This window comes from Shewanella zhuhaiensis (assembly GCF_022484835.1).
GTDB lineage: Bacteria > Pseudomonadota > Gammaproteobacteria > Enterobacterales > Shewanellaceae > Shewanella > Shewanella khirikhana.
The window spans coordinates 28,477-45,656 of sequence record NZ_JAKUDL010000001.1; the positions used below are offsets into that span (position 1 = coordinate 28,477).

A 17,180-nucleotide genomic window follows, 5' to 3' on the forward strand; every position below is an offset into this window, starting at 1 on the left:
AAGACGTGCAGTTTCGTTGAGAGCGCCATACAAAGAGGAATGTTGCCGTGCTAGAAGCATATCGTAAACACGTCGAAGAACGTGCTGCAGAGGGCGTTGTCCCTAAGCCACTCGATGCCCACCAGGTAGCCGAACTGGTTGAATTAGTAAAGAATCCTCCAGCAGGTGAAGAAGCCTTCATCCTGGATCTGCTTGAAAACCGTATTCCCCCCGGCGTTGACGAAGCCGCCTATGTGAAGGCCGGTTTCCTGGATGCCATCGCCAAGGGCGCTGCCACTTCTCCTATCCTGAGCGCTGAGCGTGCCGTTGAGCTGCTGGGCACCATGCAGGGTGGCTACAACATCGAGCCGCTGATCCATCAACTGGACAACGACAAGCTGGCCCCGCTGGCCGTTAAAGCCCTGTCGCACACCCTGCTGATGTTCGACTCATTCCACGATGTGGTTGAGAAGATGAACGCCGGCAATGCCCACGCCAAAACTGTGGTTGAGTCATGGGCCAACGCCGAGTGGTTCCTGAGCCGTCCAAAGCTGGCTGACAAGATTTCCCTGACCGTATTCAAGGTGACCGGTGAAACCAACACCGACGACCTGTCTCCGGCTCCGGATGCCTGGTCTCGTCCAGATATCCCGCTGCACGCCCTGGCGATGCTGAAAAACGCCCGCGACGGCATTGTGCCCGATGAGCCAGGCGCCATTGGCCCAATCAAGAAAATCGAAGAGCTGAAAACCCAGGGTTTCCCACTGGTTTATGTGGGTGACGTAGTAGGTACAGGTTCTTCCCGTAAGTCTGCCACCAACTCAGTGCTGTGGTTCATGGGTGATGACATCCCATTCGTACCTAACAAGCGTGCCGGTGGTTTCTGTCTGGGCGGCAAGATTGCGCCTATCTTCTTCAACACCATGGAAGATGCCGGCGCGCTGCCAATCGAGCTGGACGTCAGCAAGATGGAAATGGGCGATGTGATTGATATCTACCCTTACGAGGGCAAGGTACGTCGCCATGGCAGTGATGAAGTGATTTCTGAGTTTGAACTCAAGACCGACGTGCTGCTCGATGAAGTACGCGCCGGTGGCCGTATTCCGCTGATCATTGGCCGCGGTCTCACCGACAAGGCCCGTGAAGTGCTGGGTCTGGGCGCGTCGAAAGAGTTCGTCCGTCCGCAGGACGTAGCCGATACTGGCAAGGGTTTCACCCTGGCCCAGAAGATGGTTGGTAAAGCCTGTGGCGTGGCCGGTGTTCGCCCCGGTCAATACTGTGAGCCCAAGATGACTTCTGTTGGTTCTCAGGACACCACAGGTCCTATGACCCGTGACGAGCTGAAAGACCTCGCCTGTCTGGGCTTCAGCGCCGACCTGACCATGCAGTCATTCTGTCACACCGCCGCTTATCCAAAGCCAGTGGACGTGAACACCCACCACACCCTGCCTGACTTCATCATGAACCGCGGTGGTATTTCACTGCGTCCGGGTGACGGTGTTATCCACTCATGGCTGAACCGCATGCTGCTGCCCGATACCGTAGGTACCGGCGGTGACTCGCACACCCGTTTCCCAATCGGTATCTCCTTCCCGGCCGGTTCCGGTCTGGTAGCCTTCGCCGCTGCCACCGGCGTTATGCCACTGGATATGCCTGAGTCGGTACTGGTGCGCTTCAAGGGTCAGATGCAGCCTGGTATCACCCTGCGTGACCTGGTGCATGCCATCCCGCACAAGGCCATCGAAATGGGTCTGCTGACCGTTGAGAAGAAGGGCAAGAAGAACATCTTCTCTGGCCGCATTCTCGAAATCGAAGGTCTGGAACACCTGAAAGTTGAGCAGGCGTTCGAGCTGTCTGATGCCTCTGCCGAGCGCTCTGCCGCCGGTTGTACCATCAAGCTGGATAAAGATCCTATCATCGAGTATCTGAACTCCAACATCGTCATGCTCAAGTGGATGATCGCTGAAGGCTACGGTGACCGCCGTACCATCGAGCGTCGCATCAAGGGCATGGAAGAGTGGTTGAAGAACCCAGAGCTGATGGAAGCCGATAAGGATGCCGAGTACGCTGCGGTTATCGAAATCGACCTGAACAACATCAAAGAGCCAATCCTGTGTGCGCCTAACGATCCGGACGATGCCGTGCTGCTGTCTGCCGTTGCCAACACCAAGATTGACGAAGTGTTCGTCGGTTCCTGTATGACCAACATCGGCCACTTCCGTGCTACCGGTAAGGTGCTGGACAAGTTCGCCAAGAGCCTGCCAACCCGTCTGTGGATTGCTCCGCCAACCAAGATGGACAAGGACCAGCTGACCGAAGAAGGTTACTACGGTATCTTCGGCCGCGTCGGTGCCCGTATCGAAATCCCGGGTTGTTCTCTGTGTATGGGTAACCAGGCTCGCGTAGCCGATGGCGCCACTGTGGTGTCTACCTCTACCCGTAACTTCCCGAACCGTCTGGGTACCGGTGCCAACGTGTACCTGGCCTCAGCGGAACTGGCCGCCGTAGCCGCCCTGCTGGGCCGTCTGCCATCGCCAGAGGAATATCAGGTATACGCCAAGGAAATCGACGCCACTGCCGCCGATACCTACCGCTACCTGAACTTCGACCAGATTGATTCCTACACCAAGAAAGCCGGTGAAGTGATCTTCCAATCTGCGGTCTAAGTACTGACGCTTTGAGTCAAATTAAAAGCCGGCGCAAGCCGGCTTTTTTGTGTGTTTTTTTAGTAGGTTAGTAAAAGCCTGCCGCCTACGGCAAGGCTACATACTCGTACAGACATTTGGTTGCCCACCACCAGTCTTTGTTGTACCTTGGTGCAACTTGTTACTGACAAGGCTTTGTTAACCCTAAGGTGATGAATTAAGGGCGTTAATTAAGCATGCCGTACACGGTAAACAGTAAAGGGTACAACAACGTGGATCAGGGAAGAACCGCTTAGCCAAGCCGCCACAGGCTCGGCCAGCAAAGCAGGGACAGCGCCACTTAGGCACGCCACTTAGGCACGCCACTTCGGCAAACACAGCCCTCCCTTCAACTTCTCCCCTCGTTGCACAAAACATGAACCAGTCCAAGGTTTGATTAAGCCCATACTGTTAGCGTAGTAAAGTTAATTTTTTAAACGAAATCTGTTGGTTGGGTACGTAATAAGGCTGCGAGTGCCGGTGCGGTAGCCTACCCGGAATTTGGGCGCTGCGCTTGGCTGATATGGGTTTTGGCGAGATGAATTGGCAGGTAAACCGACCTGCGGTCGGTTTGGGGAGATTGCCAAACTGCGTTTGGCGAAAGTCGTGGGGCTTCACCCCACACCCGAGGAAAGGGGGCAGTATCGACTTGCCCCCTTGTCCAATCCCCCTGCGACCCCAGACGAAGCCGAGCACTTTGGCCTTATGGGCTGAAAACGACCACCGTGACCGATTCGCTCCAAGCTCAACGGTCACTGCCTCGACGTCCCTGTCTCGGCTCGCTCGTTTCACTCAGCCCAACAGCCAAAGCGGCTTCGACGGGGGGGAGGGGGGGAGAAGTGAAACCTTTGGGCGCAGTGTTGTGTGAAAGAGTTGTGGTTGTCCTCACTCTTTTTTGAAAATCAGTCGATTTTTGGGCTAAAAACCGTGCCGTCTTTGCGCATTATTTCTGAAACACTTTTTATAAAGTGAACGATTTCAGATGGTTATAAACAGTGCGCGAAACAAAGCGAGCGCAAATCATGCGCATGCGCACTTTCCACCCAGGATGATTTTTGCTAATTTAAAAATCAAATTTAAAAACAGCGTGTTGCGTGATTTCTTGCCAAGTGGTTGGAGGTGAGATTATGCGCAAGCGCACTATACAAATGTTATGCGGGGTAATTTTATAATTGTCCGGCGTGCTCAATATGGTTCGGAAATTTAGTCAGTCAGAACGAAGGATTATTCAAACACGGAAGTTTGCACATCTTTTCATACTTCAAATTTTTATAAATTCCGTGTTTTCTTGAGGCATTGCACACTTAATCTAGCGCTAACGTTTTGAGCTGGTGTTGTGTTAAATTTAGGCTTCTTTGGCCTGGTTTTGTTTGCGAGTCTTGGCCATTAAATTAACAATGCACCTTGTTCTGCTTGTGGTTGTAGGCTTTTGTTTTACACAGCTTCTAAGCCAATTCCGCACACGCATAACAAGGTGCAGCAGCTGACCTTCGGCAATTGTCACCTTTTGTGCATTCGCACAAAAACTGCCAATTACCTTGGCCGCTGTGCACGGCGTTATGTTTAAAGAGGTTAAGCTTGAAGTTCTATAAATACATGACATTAAATAAGAATACTCTTGATGCGTTTATCAATGAGTATTGTTGGTATAGCTCTCCGCTCAGTTTCAATGACCCATTTGATTGTGCGTTAATGAAAGGGAAGAAGTTTAAAGAGTTCTTTCTAGAAACCAAGAAAATACTATGTTTAGCAACTGAGCATAACAATTTGCTAATGTGGTCTCACTATGCTGATTCGCATAAAGGAATTTGTATTGAATATACGCCTTTTAGTGATGAAGAAATTGCTAGTTTAAAAGAACAAGGGATTTTCGGAGATTCTCCCAACGACAGATTGTGTATCGTACAAAACGCTCGTAAAGTTGAGTATAAATCAGTTGAAGCAATAAATGATTACCTTGCTTTATTGCCGAATACTGACCAAGAATTTATGGAATTGCATGATCAAAAGCAGGCAGCTGGACAGGCTGAGGAATACTACTCAATGATAAGTAAAGCTTTGACCATAAAGCATGAATCTTGGGCGTATGAAAACGAGTATCGCATTATCCATGATGGTAATAACAGAAATACTCATCCGGGCAAAATCACCAAGATCTATATTGGCGCTAAGGCATCTTCACAAGACAAGCGAACGCTATCGATGTTGACGAATGGCAGTATAGACCTCGTATGTATGGACTTTTCTGAATCAACATATGCTTTAACCGAAAGAAGCCTAAATCCGGAAATTGATTTTCAGGGTTTGGGCTTGCGCTTTGAAGAATAAACATAACAAACGCTTTAAGACGGATTCGCAACGCGTGGCATTTTCATCATGCGTTGATTTTAGTGATTTAGGTGGTGTGCGGACACACTGTATTGCGTTGCTCACCACTTAAGCGGGCGTTGATATGATTCCCTCTGTCAAATGGATAATAGTGTCCTTAGCGGAGACCTAAAAAATCTCCGGTAAGGACACTCTGGCAGACGGGCTTCGGCGAGTAAGTGTCGGCGGTTGACCTTGCACTCTTGTTGACGAAATGGCCGCGAGTTTGGTTATTCGCATTACTTGTGTTCGCCGCTGGAGCCTTGCCTCAGTCTAGAAGCGCGGGCGAAAGAGTCAGGAGAGGCATAACACTTCACTTGCAGATTGCACCGCACCTTCATCCCGCTCGAAGCGGCCGAGGGAGTTGCTGAAAATGGCGTAGCGAGGCATGGATGCCGATGCAGCGCCAGTCGAATCAGGGATGAGCGTCTGGCGCGTTAGCCAATTTTCAGCATAAGCCCGAAGGAGTGGTCCGCTTCGTCGCGGGTCGCAGGGGATTGGACAAGGGGCCTGTCGAAACGGCCCCTTTCCTCGGGTGTGGGTTGAAGACCCACGACCTTCTGTCGCTTGCAAAGCGACTATAGAACTATAGAGTTGAGGGCGTCCTCACTCTTTCTTTCCTCGAGTGTGGGTTGGCGAGTGTCGCACAGCGACAGGCTCACGAGCGAGAGCCGGGGATGGTGAGCTGGCCTTTTTGCACTGATGCAATCACAAGTCGAAACGGCATCCGCGTGGCGCCAAGAGTGCTTCGGCTCCAGCAAAGCGACAATACACAGTTAAGGCCGCTGAATGCGGCCTCATTTCCTCTGGCGCTATTCCTCTCGCGTCAGCCTCTTGGCTTACCTGAGTCCTTGCCCTTTGGCGTTCCAGATCTGGCGGCGCTGGTGCCACGCTGCGGGTTGGCAGGTTTTTTCCTTTGCGCCGATGCCCAAGGGTCTTTGGCTGGGCTCATGTCCTTACCTGTGCCGCTTTCGCTTGCCCCTGGTTTTTCTGGGCGCGACTTTGATTGAGAGATGCGCTGAGAGCTGGGTTGAGCGCTGGGTTGAGAGCTGCGCTGAGAGCCGGGGCGAGAGCTGGGTTGAGAGCTGCGCTGAGAGTTGGGCTTATAATTGAGAATAGACACCGGAATGGGCTTTTTGGGCTCAAATCCCTCAATCACTCGCCGTTCAATCACATGCCCCAGACGGCTTTCAATCATACACAGATTCTTGAAGTCATCTTTTGACAGCAAAGATACAGCTTCCCCTGTCATGCCCGCCCGACCGGTACGACCGATACGGTGAATATATTCATCCGGCGGGTATGGCAGATCGTAGTTCACCACCCTTTGCAGCTTGTCGACATCAATCCCCCGTGCGGCCACGCCGGTGGCTACCAGATACTGCAAACTGCCGTCTTTGAATTCACTCAACAGCTGTTCACGCACCGCCTGACTGCGGCCACTGTGAAAGGCTTCGGCGTGAATGCCACGCTTTTCAAGCTGGCTGACCAACTTGGCCGCGCCATGTTTGGTTTCAATGAAAATCAGCGCCTGCTGCCATTGTTCAGTTTGGATAAGATGGCTCAGGAGGGCTGACTTGGCGTCCTTATCTACCGTCACCAGCCACTGGGAAATCTCTTTTTTGCTGGGCTTGGCAATGGCAATTTCAACCGGATCCGGCACCGCAGTTTTGGCCAGCTCGCGAATGCGCGGAGACAAGGTCGCTGAAAACAGCAGATTCTGGCGGTTCGTCGGCATACGGCCGATAAGGTCGTTAATGACCTCAATAAAGCCCATATCCAGCATGCGGTCAGCTTCATCCAGCACCAGCACCTGGATTTCTTCAAAATGCACAGCGCGCTGATGGTACATGTCTTTGAGCCTGCCTGGCGTCGCCACCAGAATATCCACGCCCGCAATCAGTGCCTGCTTTTGGGCCTGCATATCCACACCGCCATACATGGCCAGCACGGTCAGTGGCAAATTTGCCGCGTAGGCGCTCAGATTGTCAGCCACCTGCACCACCAACTCCCGGGTTGGCGCCAAAATCACCGCCCGTACCCGTTTTTTCCGCTCGGTCTTGCCCTGGCTCAGGCGCTCAATCAGCGGCAGTCCAAATGCTGCGGTTTTGCCTGTTCCGGTTTGAGCCGCGGCCAGCAGATTGCGGCCACTTAAGGCTACCGGGATAGCCTTTTGCTGGATCTCGGTAGGCTGTTGATAGTTCAGCGACTCAAGTGCAGAAGTAATGGCGGGAGCTAATCCCAGACTGGCAAATGACATAGAAAATCCAACTCAGTGTAGTGGGCAGTAGCCTCAGGATGGGCGCGCATTCTATCGCTATTCATCCGGTATTCAAAGCCAGCGGCGCGTGATGGGGGTAAGCCGACATGGCATTAAGTCTGGCACAGAAAGGCCGCACACACATGGACACATCCCACAGATGCAGGCCGCCTTTTATTCGCGGATAGCCATCCGTTGTGTGAAGCAAAAGTGAGGACAGCTATAACACTTCACTCGCAGATTGCACCAGCTTTTACCCCATCGAAGCCGCTTTGGCGGTTGGACTGAGTGAAACGGGCAAGCCGAGATATGGATATCGAGGCAGAGACCGTCGAGCTTGGAGCGAGTCGGTCTTGGTGACCGTTTTCAGTCCATAAGGCCAAAGTGCCCGGCTTCGTCAGGGGTCGTTGGGGGATTGGACAAGGGGGCAAGTCGATACTGCCCCCTTTCCCCGGGTGTGGGTCGGCGACCCACGACTTCGAGCAAACTTTCCGTCATTTAGTCAAACGACACCCAAAACGCGCAGACAGCCACTATTCGGCCATCCTGTCGAACATCATGAAACTGATACCGTTTGCATCTGAAGTAAGCGCCAATCCATCACTCTGCCTTACCGTGTATCCAATCCAGCATTGGGCTTAGCCACTCGGGTAGGGGTTGATAAAAGGCACCGTGCAGTTTGCCGGTATCGATTTTAAGCTCCTTGAAGCTTGCCGGTTTTTCGGGAAAGTCCATAAAGTGGCGGCAGCTTGCGCCCAGGGTATCGCTCGCTTCATAAATCGACAGCACCTTGCCGGATAATCTTAAGCTGGGTGGCACTGAACCTTCGGGGCAGGAAGCCAGCAGCACGTAGCGCAGCTGTGGTCGATGCAGATAGCTCGACACTCTGGTAGTAATGCCGCCGCCCTTTGAAAAGCCGACCACCACTATGTTGTGCTCGGGTACACCCGCTTCAATCAATTGTTCAACCTGCGCCACTATGGTGCCTGCATAGGCGTACATGTTGGTATTGGCCGGGCGCTGGGATGAAATCACCACCGCGCCACGGGAAGCCAGCGCATCAAGCACTGCCGGATAGTCATATAAGCCAAAACGTGGGTCGGTTGGCCTGGGGCCGCTGTTTTCAATAATGCGGCCGTGTAAATAAAAGAGATAGGTTGCCGATGGGCTCGGCTTGTCAGGCGGCGCAGTCACCACAGTGCCGGCGTGCGCCTGCATGGCTACAAAGCTTGCCAGCGCCAATGCTGCCAATTTTAATTGCATCACCACCTCGTCAGTTTGTTGCTCCAGCCCCTTAAGGTCACACACATTGGTAACTTTGTGAACAGTGAGTCGTCAGTTGCTTGGTGTTGTCGGTGCAGTGTTGCCAAGGCTTTCAGCAAAGGCTGCCAGATGTTGAACTGTGAGCCGAAAGGCTGATATTGCCGGGACTTGTCTGCCTGCTCATCGGCTTTACCTCAGTTACAGCCCAGGCGGATGCGGCTTTCAGCTCATGTTGAATTTGGCTCATATTGAAGTCGTGGATCATTCAATTTGCTTCGACCTTCTGTGTCTGTATAAAGCTCTCTTATAGCGAGCTTTGGACGTTTAGATGGCTAAATATCTTGAGTGCGACAGATGTTATGGCGGCTGAAGCCCCCGGGCTCTGGCACAGGCTCACAGACCCAGTGATACCGCAAAGCCCGCAGGCGCCAGTGAATAATGGCGCGGGTTTGGCTAAGCGTTAATGGAGCGCAGCAGTATGAGTAACGAATTTTCTTTTTCAATCAAAAGTATCTGTTTTGATGAGCATTACGTCCCATCCGACAGTACCCGCATCACCACCAACTTTGCCAATCTGGCCCGGGGTGAGCGTCGTCAGCAAAACCTGCGCAATACTCTGACCATGATTAACGACCGCTTCAATTCGCTGGCCCATTGGGATAACCCCGACGCCAATCGCTATTCGGTTGAGCTGGAGATAGTGTCGGTGGATATTCAAATTGAGACGCAGGCCAATGCCTTTCCGTCCATTGAAGTGCTGAAAACCAACATTATCGATCACAAGACCAATGAGCGAATTGAAGGGCTGGTGGGCAATAACTTCTCTTCTTACGTGCGGGATTACGATTTCAGCGTGCTCTTGCTGGAGCACAATAAAAACAGGCAAGGGTTCAGCATTCCGGAAAACTTCGGTGAGCTGCACGGACGGCTGTTCCAGCATTTTGTGAAATCCGATGCCTATCAACGCCAGTTTAAAAAGCGGCCGGTGATTTGCCTCAGCGTATCCGATAGCAAGGTATACCAGCGCAGCACCAATCAGCATCCGGTGCTGGGCTTTGAATACCTGCCAAATGAGACGTCACTGACAGAGCAGTATTTCAAGAAGATGGGCCTGAATGTGCGCTATTTTATGCCCACAGGCTGCGCTGCGCCGCTGGCGTTTTACTTCTTTGGCGATCTTCTTAACGACTACAGCAACCTTGAGCTGATTGGCACCATCAGCACCATGGAAACCTTCCAGAAAATCTACCGTCCGGAAATTTATAACGCCCATGCTGCCGCAGGTCAGCGGTATCAGGCCGATTTGAACAGCCAGCAGCACTCGCTTACCAAAATCGTTTACGACCGTGAAGAGCGCAGCAAACTGGCGATTCAGCAGGGCAAATTTGCCGAAGAGCACTTTATCAAGCCCCACAGGGCGTTCCTCGAGCAGTGGGCCGCCAATTTTTCTCAGTCAGTCGCATAAGCCCGGAGCCGTTATGAAAAAACTCTTACCTACCTCGAGTGCAGGCAGCTTACCCAAGCCGCGGTGGCTGGCTGAGCCTGAAACTCTCTGGTCGCCCTGGAAGCTTGAGGGCGATGCACTGCACGACGGCAAATGTGATGCGCTGCGTATCGCCCTGCAGGAGCAGCAACAGGCAGGGATTGATATTGTCAGCGATGGCGAGCAGTCCCGGCAGCACTTTGTTACCACCTTTATCGAGCATTTGAACGGGGTTGATTTCGAGAAGCGCGAGACGGTGCGTATTCGCGACCGCTACGATGCCAGCGTGCCAACCGTGGTGGGGCCGGTATCGCGCACCAAACCTGTGTTTGTTGAAGATGCCAAATTCCTGCGCCAGCAAACCGACAAGCCAATCAAGTGGGCATTGCCGGGGCCTATGACCATGATAGATACCCTGTACGACGCCCATTACCGTGACCGCGAAACCTTGGCGTTTGAGTTTGCCAAAATCCTCAACGAAGAGGCCAAACAGCTCGAGGCCGCCGGGGTCGATATCATCCAGTTTGATGAACCGGCCTTTAACGTGTTTTTTGATGAGGTAAACCAGTGGGGCATAGCGGCGCTGGAGCGCGCCATCGAAGGCCTCAAATGCGAAACCGCAGTGCACATTTGCTATGGCTACGGCATTAAGGCCAACACCGACTGGAAGAAAACCCTGGGCTCAGAGTGGCGCCAGTATGAGGAGATTTTCCCCAAACTGCAGCAGTCATCCATCGACATTATTTCGCTTGAGTGCCACAACTCCCGGGTGCCGATGGAGCTATTGGAACTGGTGCGCGGCAAAAAGGTGATGGTGGGTGCCATCGATGTGGCAAACCATGCCATCGAGACCCCGGAAGAGGTGGCAGCAACCTTACGTAAGGCACTGCAATTTGTGGATGCCGACAAGCTTTACCCCTGTACCAATTGCGGCATGGCGCCGCTGCCCCGCCAGGTGGCACGCGGCAAACTGGCGGCACTCGCGGCCGGGGCCCAGCTTGTTCGAGAAGAGTTAGTGCGTGAAGCGCTGGCTCGTTAAAAACTGGAGCCTGAAGCGTCAGCGCGTTCACGCTGATGCTTCACAAGCCGCAAGCCAAGGCAAGTTAACGCCAACTCTGTAAGCCATCCCATGGCGGTGCTGCTTTGCTCAGGGGCTCGGTTGATGATAGCGATAAGGCGTGGCGGCTAAGGTGCTTTATCCCCTGTGGGCAGATACCAAACAAAAAGCCGGCATCAGCCGGCTTTTTGCTTAAGCTCTTTTTTGCTTAAGTGCAAATAAGCGCTTAAGTGCAAATAAGCGCTTAAGAGTGTTTGGCGTGCAGCACTTCGAGCAGCTGATCTTCGAGCTGGAAGCGGGTTTCCATGGCGTCGCCCAAGTGGGAGAGGTCTTCATCGAGCTGCATCAGCACATTGTCATCGTCTGAGCCTGTGTACTTGTCGTTGAAGTCGAGTGCGGCATCCGTGGTGTTGTGAATGCGTGGCAGCAACTGCTTGGCAATGGCCTGGCTGGACTGACCGTTGGTTTCGCAGGCGCTCACCACCCGGTTGTAGATTTCGAAGTGGCCTTCGGAGACATAATCGACCAAGAGGTCGCAGAAGGCTTTGACATGATCGGCAGAAGGCAGGCTCTGTCGCCCTTCATAGGGAGGTAAACCGGCGATTTGGCAATAGTGCACCAGCAGATTTCTGCGGTTTTCCAGCCACTGATCGATGAGCTTATTGGCTCCACCCCATCTTTGTTCTGCTCTTTCAAGCTGGCTCAGCATTTTTGGCCTCACTTCCTCAACAGTCCTTCCTCTACTGTAGGAGAGAAATCGGTCCTTGATCAACTGATTTTTGACGCTTTCAGTATCCCGTATGGAATGGACAAACCAGTTGTTTTGTATACAAAAATGACAAAAATAAAAAGCCCGGCGACAGAAACCTGTAGCCGGGCGAGTCAGAATATATGCGGGCTCGATGTGACGAGCTTCTTGATTGTTCTTGCTAGCGCAGAGTTTTTATACCAAAGGGGATCCCCCCACGCAACTTTTTTCTGCCTTCAAATTCACAAAGGCGTCATTTTCCCGTCATCTGTTGATCTTGATCAGAACTACTGCAGTTGGTTGACAGGATCCGCTCCGCGGGCGGGATCAGGTCACAGAAATGCACTGAGAAAGGTTACTTTATTCCCGTAAATGCTAAACTACCGCGCAGCTTTCAATAAGAACAGGAATCACGCCAAATGGCAGAATTGAAAAACGATCGTTACCTGCGCGCCCTGCTTAAACAACCCGTGGATGTCACTCCCGTGTGGATGATGCGTCAGGCGGGCCGTTATCTTCCTGAATACCGTGCCACCCGTGCCCAGGCCGGTGACTTTATGTCACTGTGCAAAAACGCTGAACTGGCCTGCGAAGTGACTCTGCAGCCACTGCGTCGCTATGAGCTGGACGCCGCAATCCTGTTCTCTGACATTCTGACCATTCCCGATGCCATGGGCCTGGGTCTGTACTTTGAAACCGGCGAAGGCCCACGTTTCGAGCGTAAGGCCGATACGCTGGAAGCCATCAAGGCACTGCCTATCCCGGATCCGGAAGATGAGCTGGGCTACGTGATGCGTGCCGTGAGCACCATCCGCCGCGAGCTTAAGGGTGAAGTCCCTCTGATTGGTTTCTCCGGTTCGCCATGGACCCTGGCCACCTACATGGTGGAAGGTGGTTCCAGCAAGGCGTTCGAAAAAATCAAACGTATGATGTACTCCGAGCCAATGGCTTTGCACCTGCTGCTGGACAAGCTGGCCGATTCGGTCATCCTGTACCTGAACGCGCAAATCGCCAACGGTGCCCAGTCAGTGATGATTTTCGACTCCTGGGGCGGCGCCCTGTCTCACAGCGCCTACCGTGAGTTCTCACTGCGTTACATGCAGAAGATTGTTGATGGCCTGACCCGCGAAGCCGATGGCCGCAAAGTGCCTGTGACCCTGTTCACCAAGGGTGGCGGTCTGTGGCTCGAATCTATGGCCGAAACCGGCTGTGATGCCCTGGGTCTGGACTGGACCGTGGACATCGCCGATGCCCGCCGCCGCGTAGGCCACAAGGTTGCGCTGCAGGGCAACATGGACCCATCCATGCTGTATGCGCCAATCCCACGCATCGAAGAAGAAGTTGAGCAAATTCTGGCTGGCTTCGGCGAAGGTACCGGTCACGTGTTCAACCTCGGCCACGGTATCCATCAGCATGTGGATCCTGAGCATGCAGGCGCCTTCATCAAGGCGGTACACGAGAAGTCGCGCAAGTATCACAAGTAAACGGTCGTTACGCTTAACTGAATACTGCCAAAAGGCCCGCAATTGCGGGCCTTTATGTTTTTGAAAGCCGGTTTTTGAAAGACGATTGGTGAATGCCGGTTGGTGAGTGCCAATTGTTCAGGATGTGTTGCCTATGGGCTGGACGCTGTGGAATTGACCCGCCTTTCAGGTGGGCAGTTCAATTCTGAACTCGCAGCCCTCACCGGGGCGGCTGACGGGCATCAGCTTCATGCCCAGCAGGCCGGTCAACTGGCGCACAATCGACAGGCCGACCCCCAGCTGTGGCAAATCCGTACTGCCGGTTTGCTGCCATGCCGCCTGCAATTCAGCGCCCATGCCGGGGCCTGTGTCGCGAATGCAGATGCTCTGCTGCTCGCCCTCAAGCAGGCTGACAGAGATTTTGCCGCCCTGCGGGGTGTAGCGCAGCGCGTTGTCCACCAGATTGGCCAGCACCCGGCCGAAGAGTTGCGGGTCGGTATGCAGCGACAAGGCGCCGGGATCGTCGATACAGAGTTCAATCTGTTTCTGCTGAGCCTTGGGTGCAAAGCACTGGCCCAGCTCATCCAGCACGGGCTTAAGCGGCGTTAAGCGTGAACGCACCCGTATCTGCCCATTTTCCAGCGCAGCCAGCTCCAGCAGCTCGCCAAGTTGCGATTTAAGCTTATCCCCCGAGCGCATCCCGGCTTCAAGCCAGGCGGTGTCACGCTGCTTTTCTGGGGTGATAAGAAAGGTTTCCAGATAGCCCAGCAGTGAGGTCAGTGGCGTCTTGAGGTCGTGGGATAAGTGCAACAAAAACTGTTGCCGGGCCACTTGTTGGCTCACCAGTTTTTGATGCTGCTGCGACAAAGTTGTCAGCAACAGATTGATATTATTCGCAAGACTTTCTATTTCGGCGCCGCCGCCATAATGCCCCGGCAATGTGGTGTGGCCCGCTTCGGCACCCGACAGCCGCAGGGTTTCCAAATCTTTACTCAAGCGCCTGAGCGGCGTGCTCAGCGCCTTGGCCAGCAGTAAAAACAGCGCTATCACAAAGCCAATGGCCAGCAGCATACCGGCGCCAAGGCCGCGACTTTGAATGTCACTTGCGAGCAGTTGATGCCAGCTGTCGTAAATCTCGCCGCCGATGATGACATAAAGGTAACCCGTGAGATTGCCGCTGGGGTCTTTAAGCTCGCTGACCGAGAAAATTTTTTGCAGCTTTTCGGAGCGCGGATCCGTGCCGGTAATCGGCAGCGGCTCGCCTCGCAGAAAGCGCGCAATCGGTGCCAAATCCACCTTACCGGTGACGACCTTGTTTGGCGCGGCATCGAATGCCAGCACCTGCCCGGTTGGGCTTAGAGTATAAATTTCAAAGCTTGGCCCCAGCAGCATAAAGTCGTGAAAGGCTTCTTTGAGGGCGCTGTCGGAGGTGATCCCCCGCGACAGCATGGGGTTGATATGGGCCATATGGGCCGCCAGTTCCAGATGCAGCGACTGCTGCACCTTGTCGCGCCCCAGCCGGTGGCTTTGCTCCAAAAAGGCGCCGAGAGCCAGCATCAGCCCCAGCATCAATACGGTCGAGGCCAGCAGCAGCCGGGAAAACAGGGTTTTCATCAGTGCAATGCCGCCTGAGCTGCGGGAGGAGCAAATTTATAGCCCACGCCCCACACGGTTTGCACCAGCTCACGGGAGCCGGGGATATGGGCGAGTTTGCCCCGCAGACGATTGATGTGGCTGTTGACCGTGTGCTCGAAGCCATCAAAACGATAGCCCCACACGGCATCCAGCAGTTGGGTGCGGCTGAAAACCTGTTGCGGGTGGCGAGCCAAAAAGGCAAGCAAGTCAAACTCTTTGGCGGTGAGGGGCAGGGGATTGTCGAAGGCGACCACTTCGCGGGAGTCTACATCGATACGCAGTCCTTCAAATTCAATCAGCTGCCGAGAAGGTGCGGCGGTCAGACGGCGTCTGAGCAGCGCTTTGGCACGGGCACGCAGCTCGAGCACGCTGAAGGGCTTGGTCATATAGTCGTCGGCACCGCTTTCGAGCCCGAGAACTGTATCGGCCTCACCATCGCGGGCGGTCAGCAGCATCACCGGCATTTCCTGGCCTGTATTTCTCAGTTGCTGACACAGCAACAGGCCATCGCCATCGGGCAACATGCGGTCGAGCAGCACCAGATCGATACGCTTGGCCTGCAGCAGCGCCTTGGCCTGATGCAAAGAGGCGGCGTGAAAGACCCGGAAATTAAGGGCCGTCAGGTTAACCATAATCATTTGGGCCAAATCCTGCTCGTCTTCCACAAGCAGGATCTGCACCCCTCCTTCCATAGCATGGCTATCTTTGGTGTTGCTTCCATTAATCTGATAAGGCATCACACAGGCTCCGGCGGTGACAGGTAACAAGATGACCTGACGCCGGCGCCTTTTATTTCACCCTTATTCGGTGCGTGTGATGGTTACCTTGAGTACAGGGTTGTCGAACTTGTGTGAAGCGTGCAGCACAGAGTCGGCCAAACCATCGTCCTGGCTGATAACACCCGGGTGCACGTGAACCCGGTTCACATCGTCCCGCGCGGCATTAAAACCTTCGCCGCCATCGGCTGGGCCGGGGATGGTGCCTTTGGCTTCGGAGTTGGCCTCGGTACCTGCATCGTATGCCATCAGCCTCAGGCTCTTGCTGGCGCCATTTTCCATGGATTCGATATCCATGGCGTTGAAACCGCTGAAGGCATCATTGGTATTCACCAGCATGGTCAGCAGCGACAGCGCATCCACCTTATCTTCTGCGAGTGTGAGCGTGAGGGTTTCACTCATACCCGGCGGCAAAATGCCTGTGCCGCGCACCAGGGTATCTACGCCGCTGATAGCGTCGAATCCGCTACTGTCGCCACCTTCGGCCAGTTGCTCCAGCGCCACACTGGCACTTTCACCTATTTGCCACAGTGCTATGTCATCATTATGACTGGCAAGCGCCAGTGGCGACATCGGCTGATTGGCGGTGAGGTTGGTGACTGTAACCTCGAAGCTCTTCATTACCACTGGAGGCGGCGCAGGTGGCTCCGGCGGCGGTGGTGGCAGATTGTCACTGTCGGAGCAGGCTCCCAGCCCTAACAGGGCAAGCGCCAGCAGGCTGGTTTTCATAGGAAGCTTATTCATCTTGAGCCTCCTTATTTCACAGTGACAACCACGCGGGCCACGGGGTTGAGCCAGCGGTGGATACGGCTGTCGAGATCAGAGGCGCCGCCATTAGGGTCGGTGTCACCCAGCACGCCGGGGTGGATATGCACCTTGTCATTGGTTGAGCCGTCGGCTACGCCGGTGCCGTTGCTGCCGCCATCACCGCCGGGGGCTGCTGGAATACCGGGTTGGCCCGGAGCTCCGGCACCATTGATGATTTCATCGTTGGCTTCGGTACCGGCATCGTAGGCGTTCAGATACAGGGTGTAGGTGCCAGGCTCGGTGGGAATAGGCCAGCTATCCAGGCCGATAAAGGCATCGTTGGTGGGCAGCACCATGGCGACCACACTCAGGTGAGTTTGGCTGCCGCTGTCCATCATAACGCCGGACACGGTGCTACCTGCGGCCATCAGGCCTGCTGCGGGGTTTTGTACTGTTACACCTCCTGCGCCTTCTACCTGAGTAACCAGCTCGTCGATAGCGCCGCCTTCGGCCATTTTTTGCAGCGCGGCAGTGGCCATTTCGCCACTTTGGAACAGGTGCATGTCAGCGCCATGGGCGGCAATCAGTACCGGAGTAAAGTGGTTGCCGTGGGTGAGGTTGGTGATGCTGATGTCCAATTCGGCGGCGTTGCCGATAAAGGGCAGGGCAGCGGCAAGCAGGGCGCCTGCGGGCAAAATTCTGTGGGCCATGGTGTCTC

Annotated in this window: 12 protein-coding genes; 5 read left to right on the forward strand and 7 right to left on the reverse strand. The window is 54.2% G+C overall.

Going from position 1 to position 17,180, the window contains the following annotated elements:
• The first annotated feature begins 47 nt into the window (after window positions 1-47).
• Together acnB and MJ923_RS00115 are read left to right on the forward strand one after the other, a co-directional pair.
• A complete protein-coding gene (acnB, locus tag MJ923_RS00110) occupies window positions 48-2,645 on the forward strand; it encodes a bifunctional aconitate hydratase 2/2-methylisocitrate dehydratase (protein ID WP_240589379.1) in 2,598 nt (865 codons plus the stop codon).
• A gap of 1,596 nt (window positions 2,646-4,241) precedes the next feature.
• Entirely contained in the window at window positions 4,242-4,991 is a 750-nt protein-coding gene (locus tag MJ923_RS00115; RefSeq protein ID WP_140051739.1) for a DUF2971 domain-containing protein, read from the forward strand.
• 865 nt (window positions 4,992-5,856) lie between these two features.
• Here the strand turns inward: MJ923_RS00115 and MJ923_RS00120 are convergent.
• Both MJ923_RS00120 and MJ923_RS00125 read right to left on the reverse strand, forming a co-directional pair.
• Entirely contained in the window at window positions 5,857-7,290 is a 1,434-nt protein-coding gene (locus MJ923_RS00120) for a DEAD/DEAH box helicase (RefSeq protein WP_240589380.1), read from the reverse strand.
• 600 nt (window positions 7,291-7,890) lie between these two features.
• On the reverse strand, window positions 7,891-8,553 hold the full coding sequence (locus MJ923_RS00125; protein WP_240589381.1) for an alpha/beta hydrolase: 663 nt from the start codon (window positions 8,551-8,553) through the stop codon (window positions 7,891-7,893).
• A gap of 478 nt (window positions 8,554-9,031) precedes the next feature.
• On the opposite strand from MJ923_RS00125, the gene MJ923_RS00130 reads away from it, so the two are divergent.
• Both MJ923_RS00130 and MJ923_RS00135 read left to right on the forward strand, forming a co-directional pair.
• Window positions 9,032-10,018 carry a DUF1852 domain-containing protein gene (locus MJ923_RS00130; protein WP_240589382.1) on the forward strand — a complete coding sequence of 329 codons (987 nt, stop codon included), beginning with the start codon at window positions 9,032-9,034 and terminating at the stop codon, window positions 10,016-10,018.
• A 13-nt stretch (window positions 10,019-10,031) separates the two neighbouring features.
• On the forward strand, window positions 10,032-11,075 hold the full coding sequence (locus tag MJ923_RS00135; protein ID WP_240589383.1) for a methionine synthase: 1,044 nt from the start codon (window positions 10,032-10,034) through the stop codon (window positions 11,073-11,075).
• Between the two features lie 262 nt (window positions 11,076-11,337).
• Here MJ923_RS00135 and rsd read toward each other — a convergent pair whose 3' ends face one another.
• Complete coding sequence (rsd, locus tag MJ923_RS00140; RefSeq protein ID WP_126169224.1) at window positions 11,338-11,802, reverse strand: sigma D regulator; 465 nt, start codon at window positions 11,800-11,802, stop codon at window positions 11,338-11,340.
• A gap of 458 nt (window positions 11,803-12,260) precedes the next feature.
• On the opposite strand from rsd, the gene hemE reads away from it, so the two are divergent.
• Window positions 12,261-13,325, forward strand: coding sequence for a uroporphyrinogen decarboxylase (hemE, locus tag MJ923_RS00145; RefSeq protein ID WP_126169225.1), 1,065 nt, complete (start codon window positions 12,261-12,263; stop codon window positions 13,323-13,325).
• Window positions 13,326-13,490: 165 nt separating this feature from the next.
• Here the strand turns inward: hemE and MJ923_RS00150 are convergent, their stop codons facing one another.
• The 4 genes from MJ923_RS00150 to MJ923_RS00165 form a co-directional block, all read right to left on the reverse strand.
• Window positions 13,491-14,918 carry a sensor histidine kinase gene (locus tag MJ923_RS00150; protein WP_240589384.1) on the reverse strand — a complete coding sequence of 476 codons (1,428 nt, stop codon included), beginning with the start codon at window positions 14,916-14,918 and terminating at the stop codon, window positions 13,491-13,493.
• Complete coding sequence (locus tag MJ923_RS00155) at window positions 14,918-15,676, reverse strand: response regulator transcription factor (RefSeq protein WP_420854397.1); 759 nt, start codon at window positions 15,674-15,676, stop codon at window positions 14,918-14,920. Before MJ923_RS00155 ends, MJ923_RS00150 begins: the two co-directional genes overlap by 1 nt.
• A 63-nt stretch (window positions 15,677-15,739) precedes the next feature.
• Window positions 15,740-16,459, reverse strand: a complete 720-nt coding sequence (locus tag MJ923_RS00160; protein ID WP_240589386.1) for a spondin domain-containing protein — start codon at window positions 16,457-16,459, stop codon at window positions 15,740-15,742.
• 11 nt (window positions 16,460-16,470) lie between these two features.
• Complete coding sequence (locus MJ923_RS00165) at window positions 16,471-17,172, reverse strand: spondin domain-containing protein (protein WP_240589387.1); 702 nt, start codon at window positions 17,170-17,172, stop codon at window positions 16,471-16,473.
• Between the last annotated feature and the right edge of the window lie 8 nt (window positions 17,173-17,180).

What these genes read in the sequence shown, in the direction of transcription:
- MJ923_RS00135 (WP_240589383.1), top strand. Translation starts at nt 10,032, where the DNA reads ATGAAAAAACTCTTACCTACCTCGAGTGCAGGCAGCTTACCCAAGCCG.
- hemE (WP_126169225.1), top strand. Translation starts at nt 12,261, where the DNA reads ATGGCAGAATTGAAAAACGATCGTTACCTGCGCGCCCTGCTTAAACAA.
- MJ923_RS00150 (WP_240589384.1), bottom strand. Translation starts at nt 14,918, where the DNA reads ATGAAAACCCTGTTTTCCCGGCTGCTGCTGGCCTCGACCGTATTGATG.
- rsd (WP_126169224.1), bottom strand. Translation starts at nt 11,802, where the DNA reads ATGCTGAGCCAGCTTGAAAGAGCAGAACAAAGATGGGGTGGAGCCAAT.
- MJ923_RS00120 (WP_240589380.1), bottom strand. Translation starts at nt 7,290, where the DNA reads ATGTCATTTGCCAGTCTGGGATTAGCTCCCGCCATTACTTCTGCACTT.
- MJ923_RS00160 (WP_240589386.1), bottom strand. Translation starts at nt 16,459, where the DNA reads ATGAATAAGCTTCCTATGAAAACCAGCCTGCTGGCGCTTGCCCTGTTA.
- MJ923_RS00155 (WP_420854397.1), bottom strand. Translation starts at nt 15,676, where the DNA reads ATGCCTTATCAGATTAATGGAAGCAACACCAAAGATAGCCATGCTATG.
- MJ923_RS00165 (WP_240589387.1), bottom strand. Translation starts at nt 17,172, where the DNA reads ATGGCCCACAGAATTTTGCCCGCAGGCGCCCTGCTTGCCGCTGCCCTG.
- MJ923_RS00125 (WP_240589381.1), bottom strand. Translation starts at nt 8,553, where the DNA reads ATGCAATTAAAATTGGCAGCATTGGCGCTGGCAAGCTTTGTAGCCATG.
- MJ923_RS00130 (WP_240589382.1), top strand. Translation starts at nt 9,032, where the DNA reads ATGAGTAACGAATTTTCTTTTTCAATCAAAAGTATCTGTTTTGATGAG.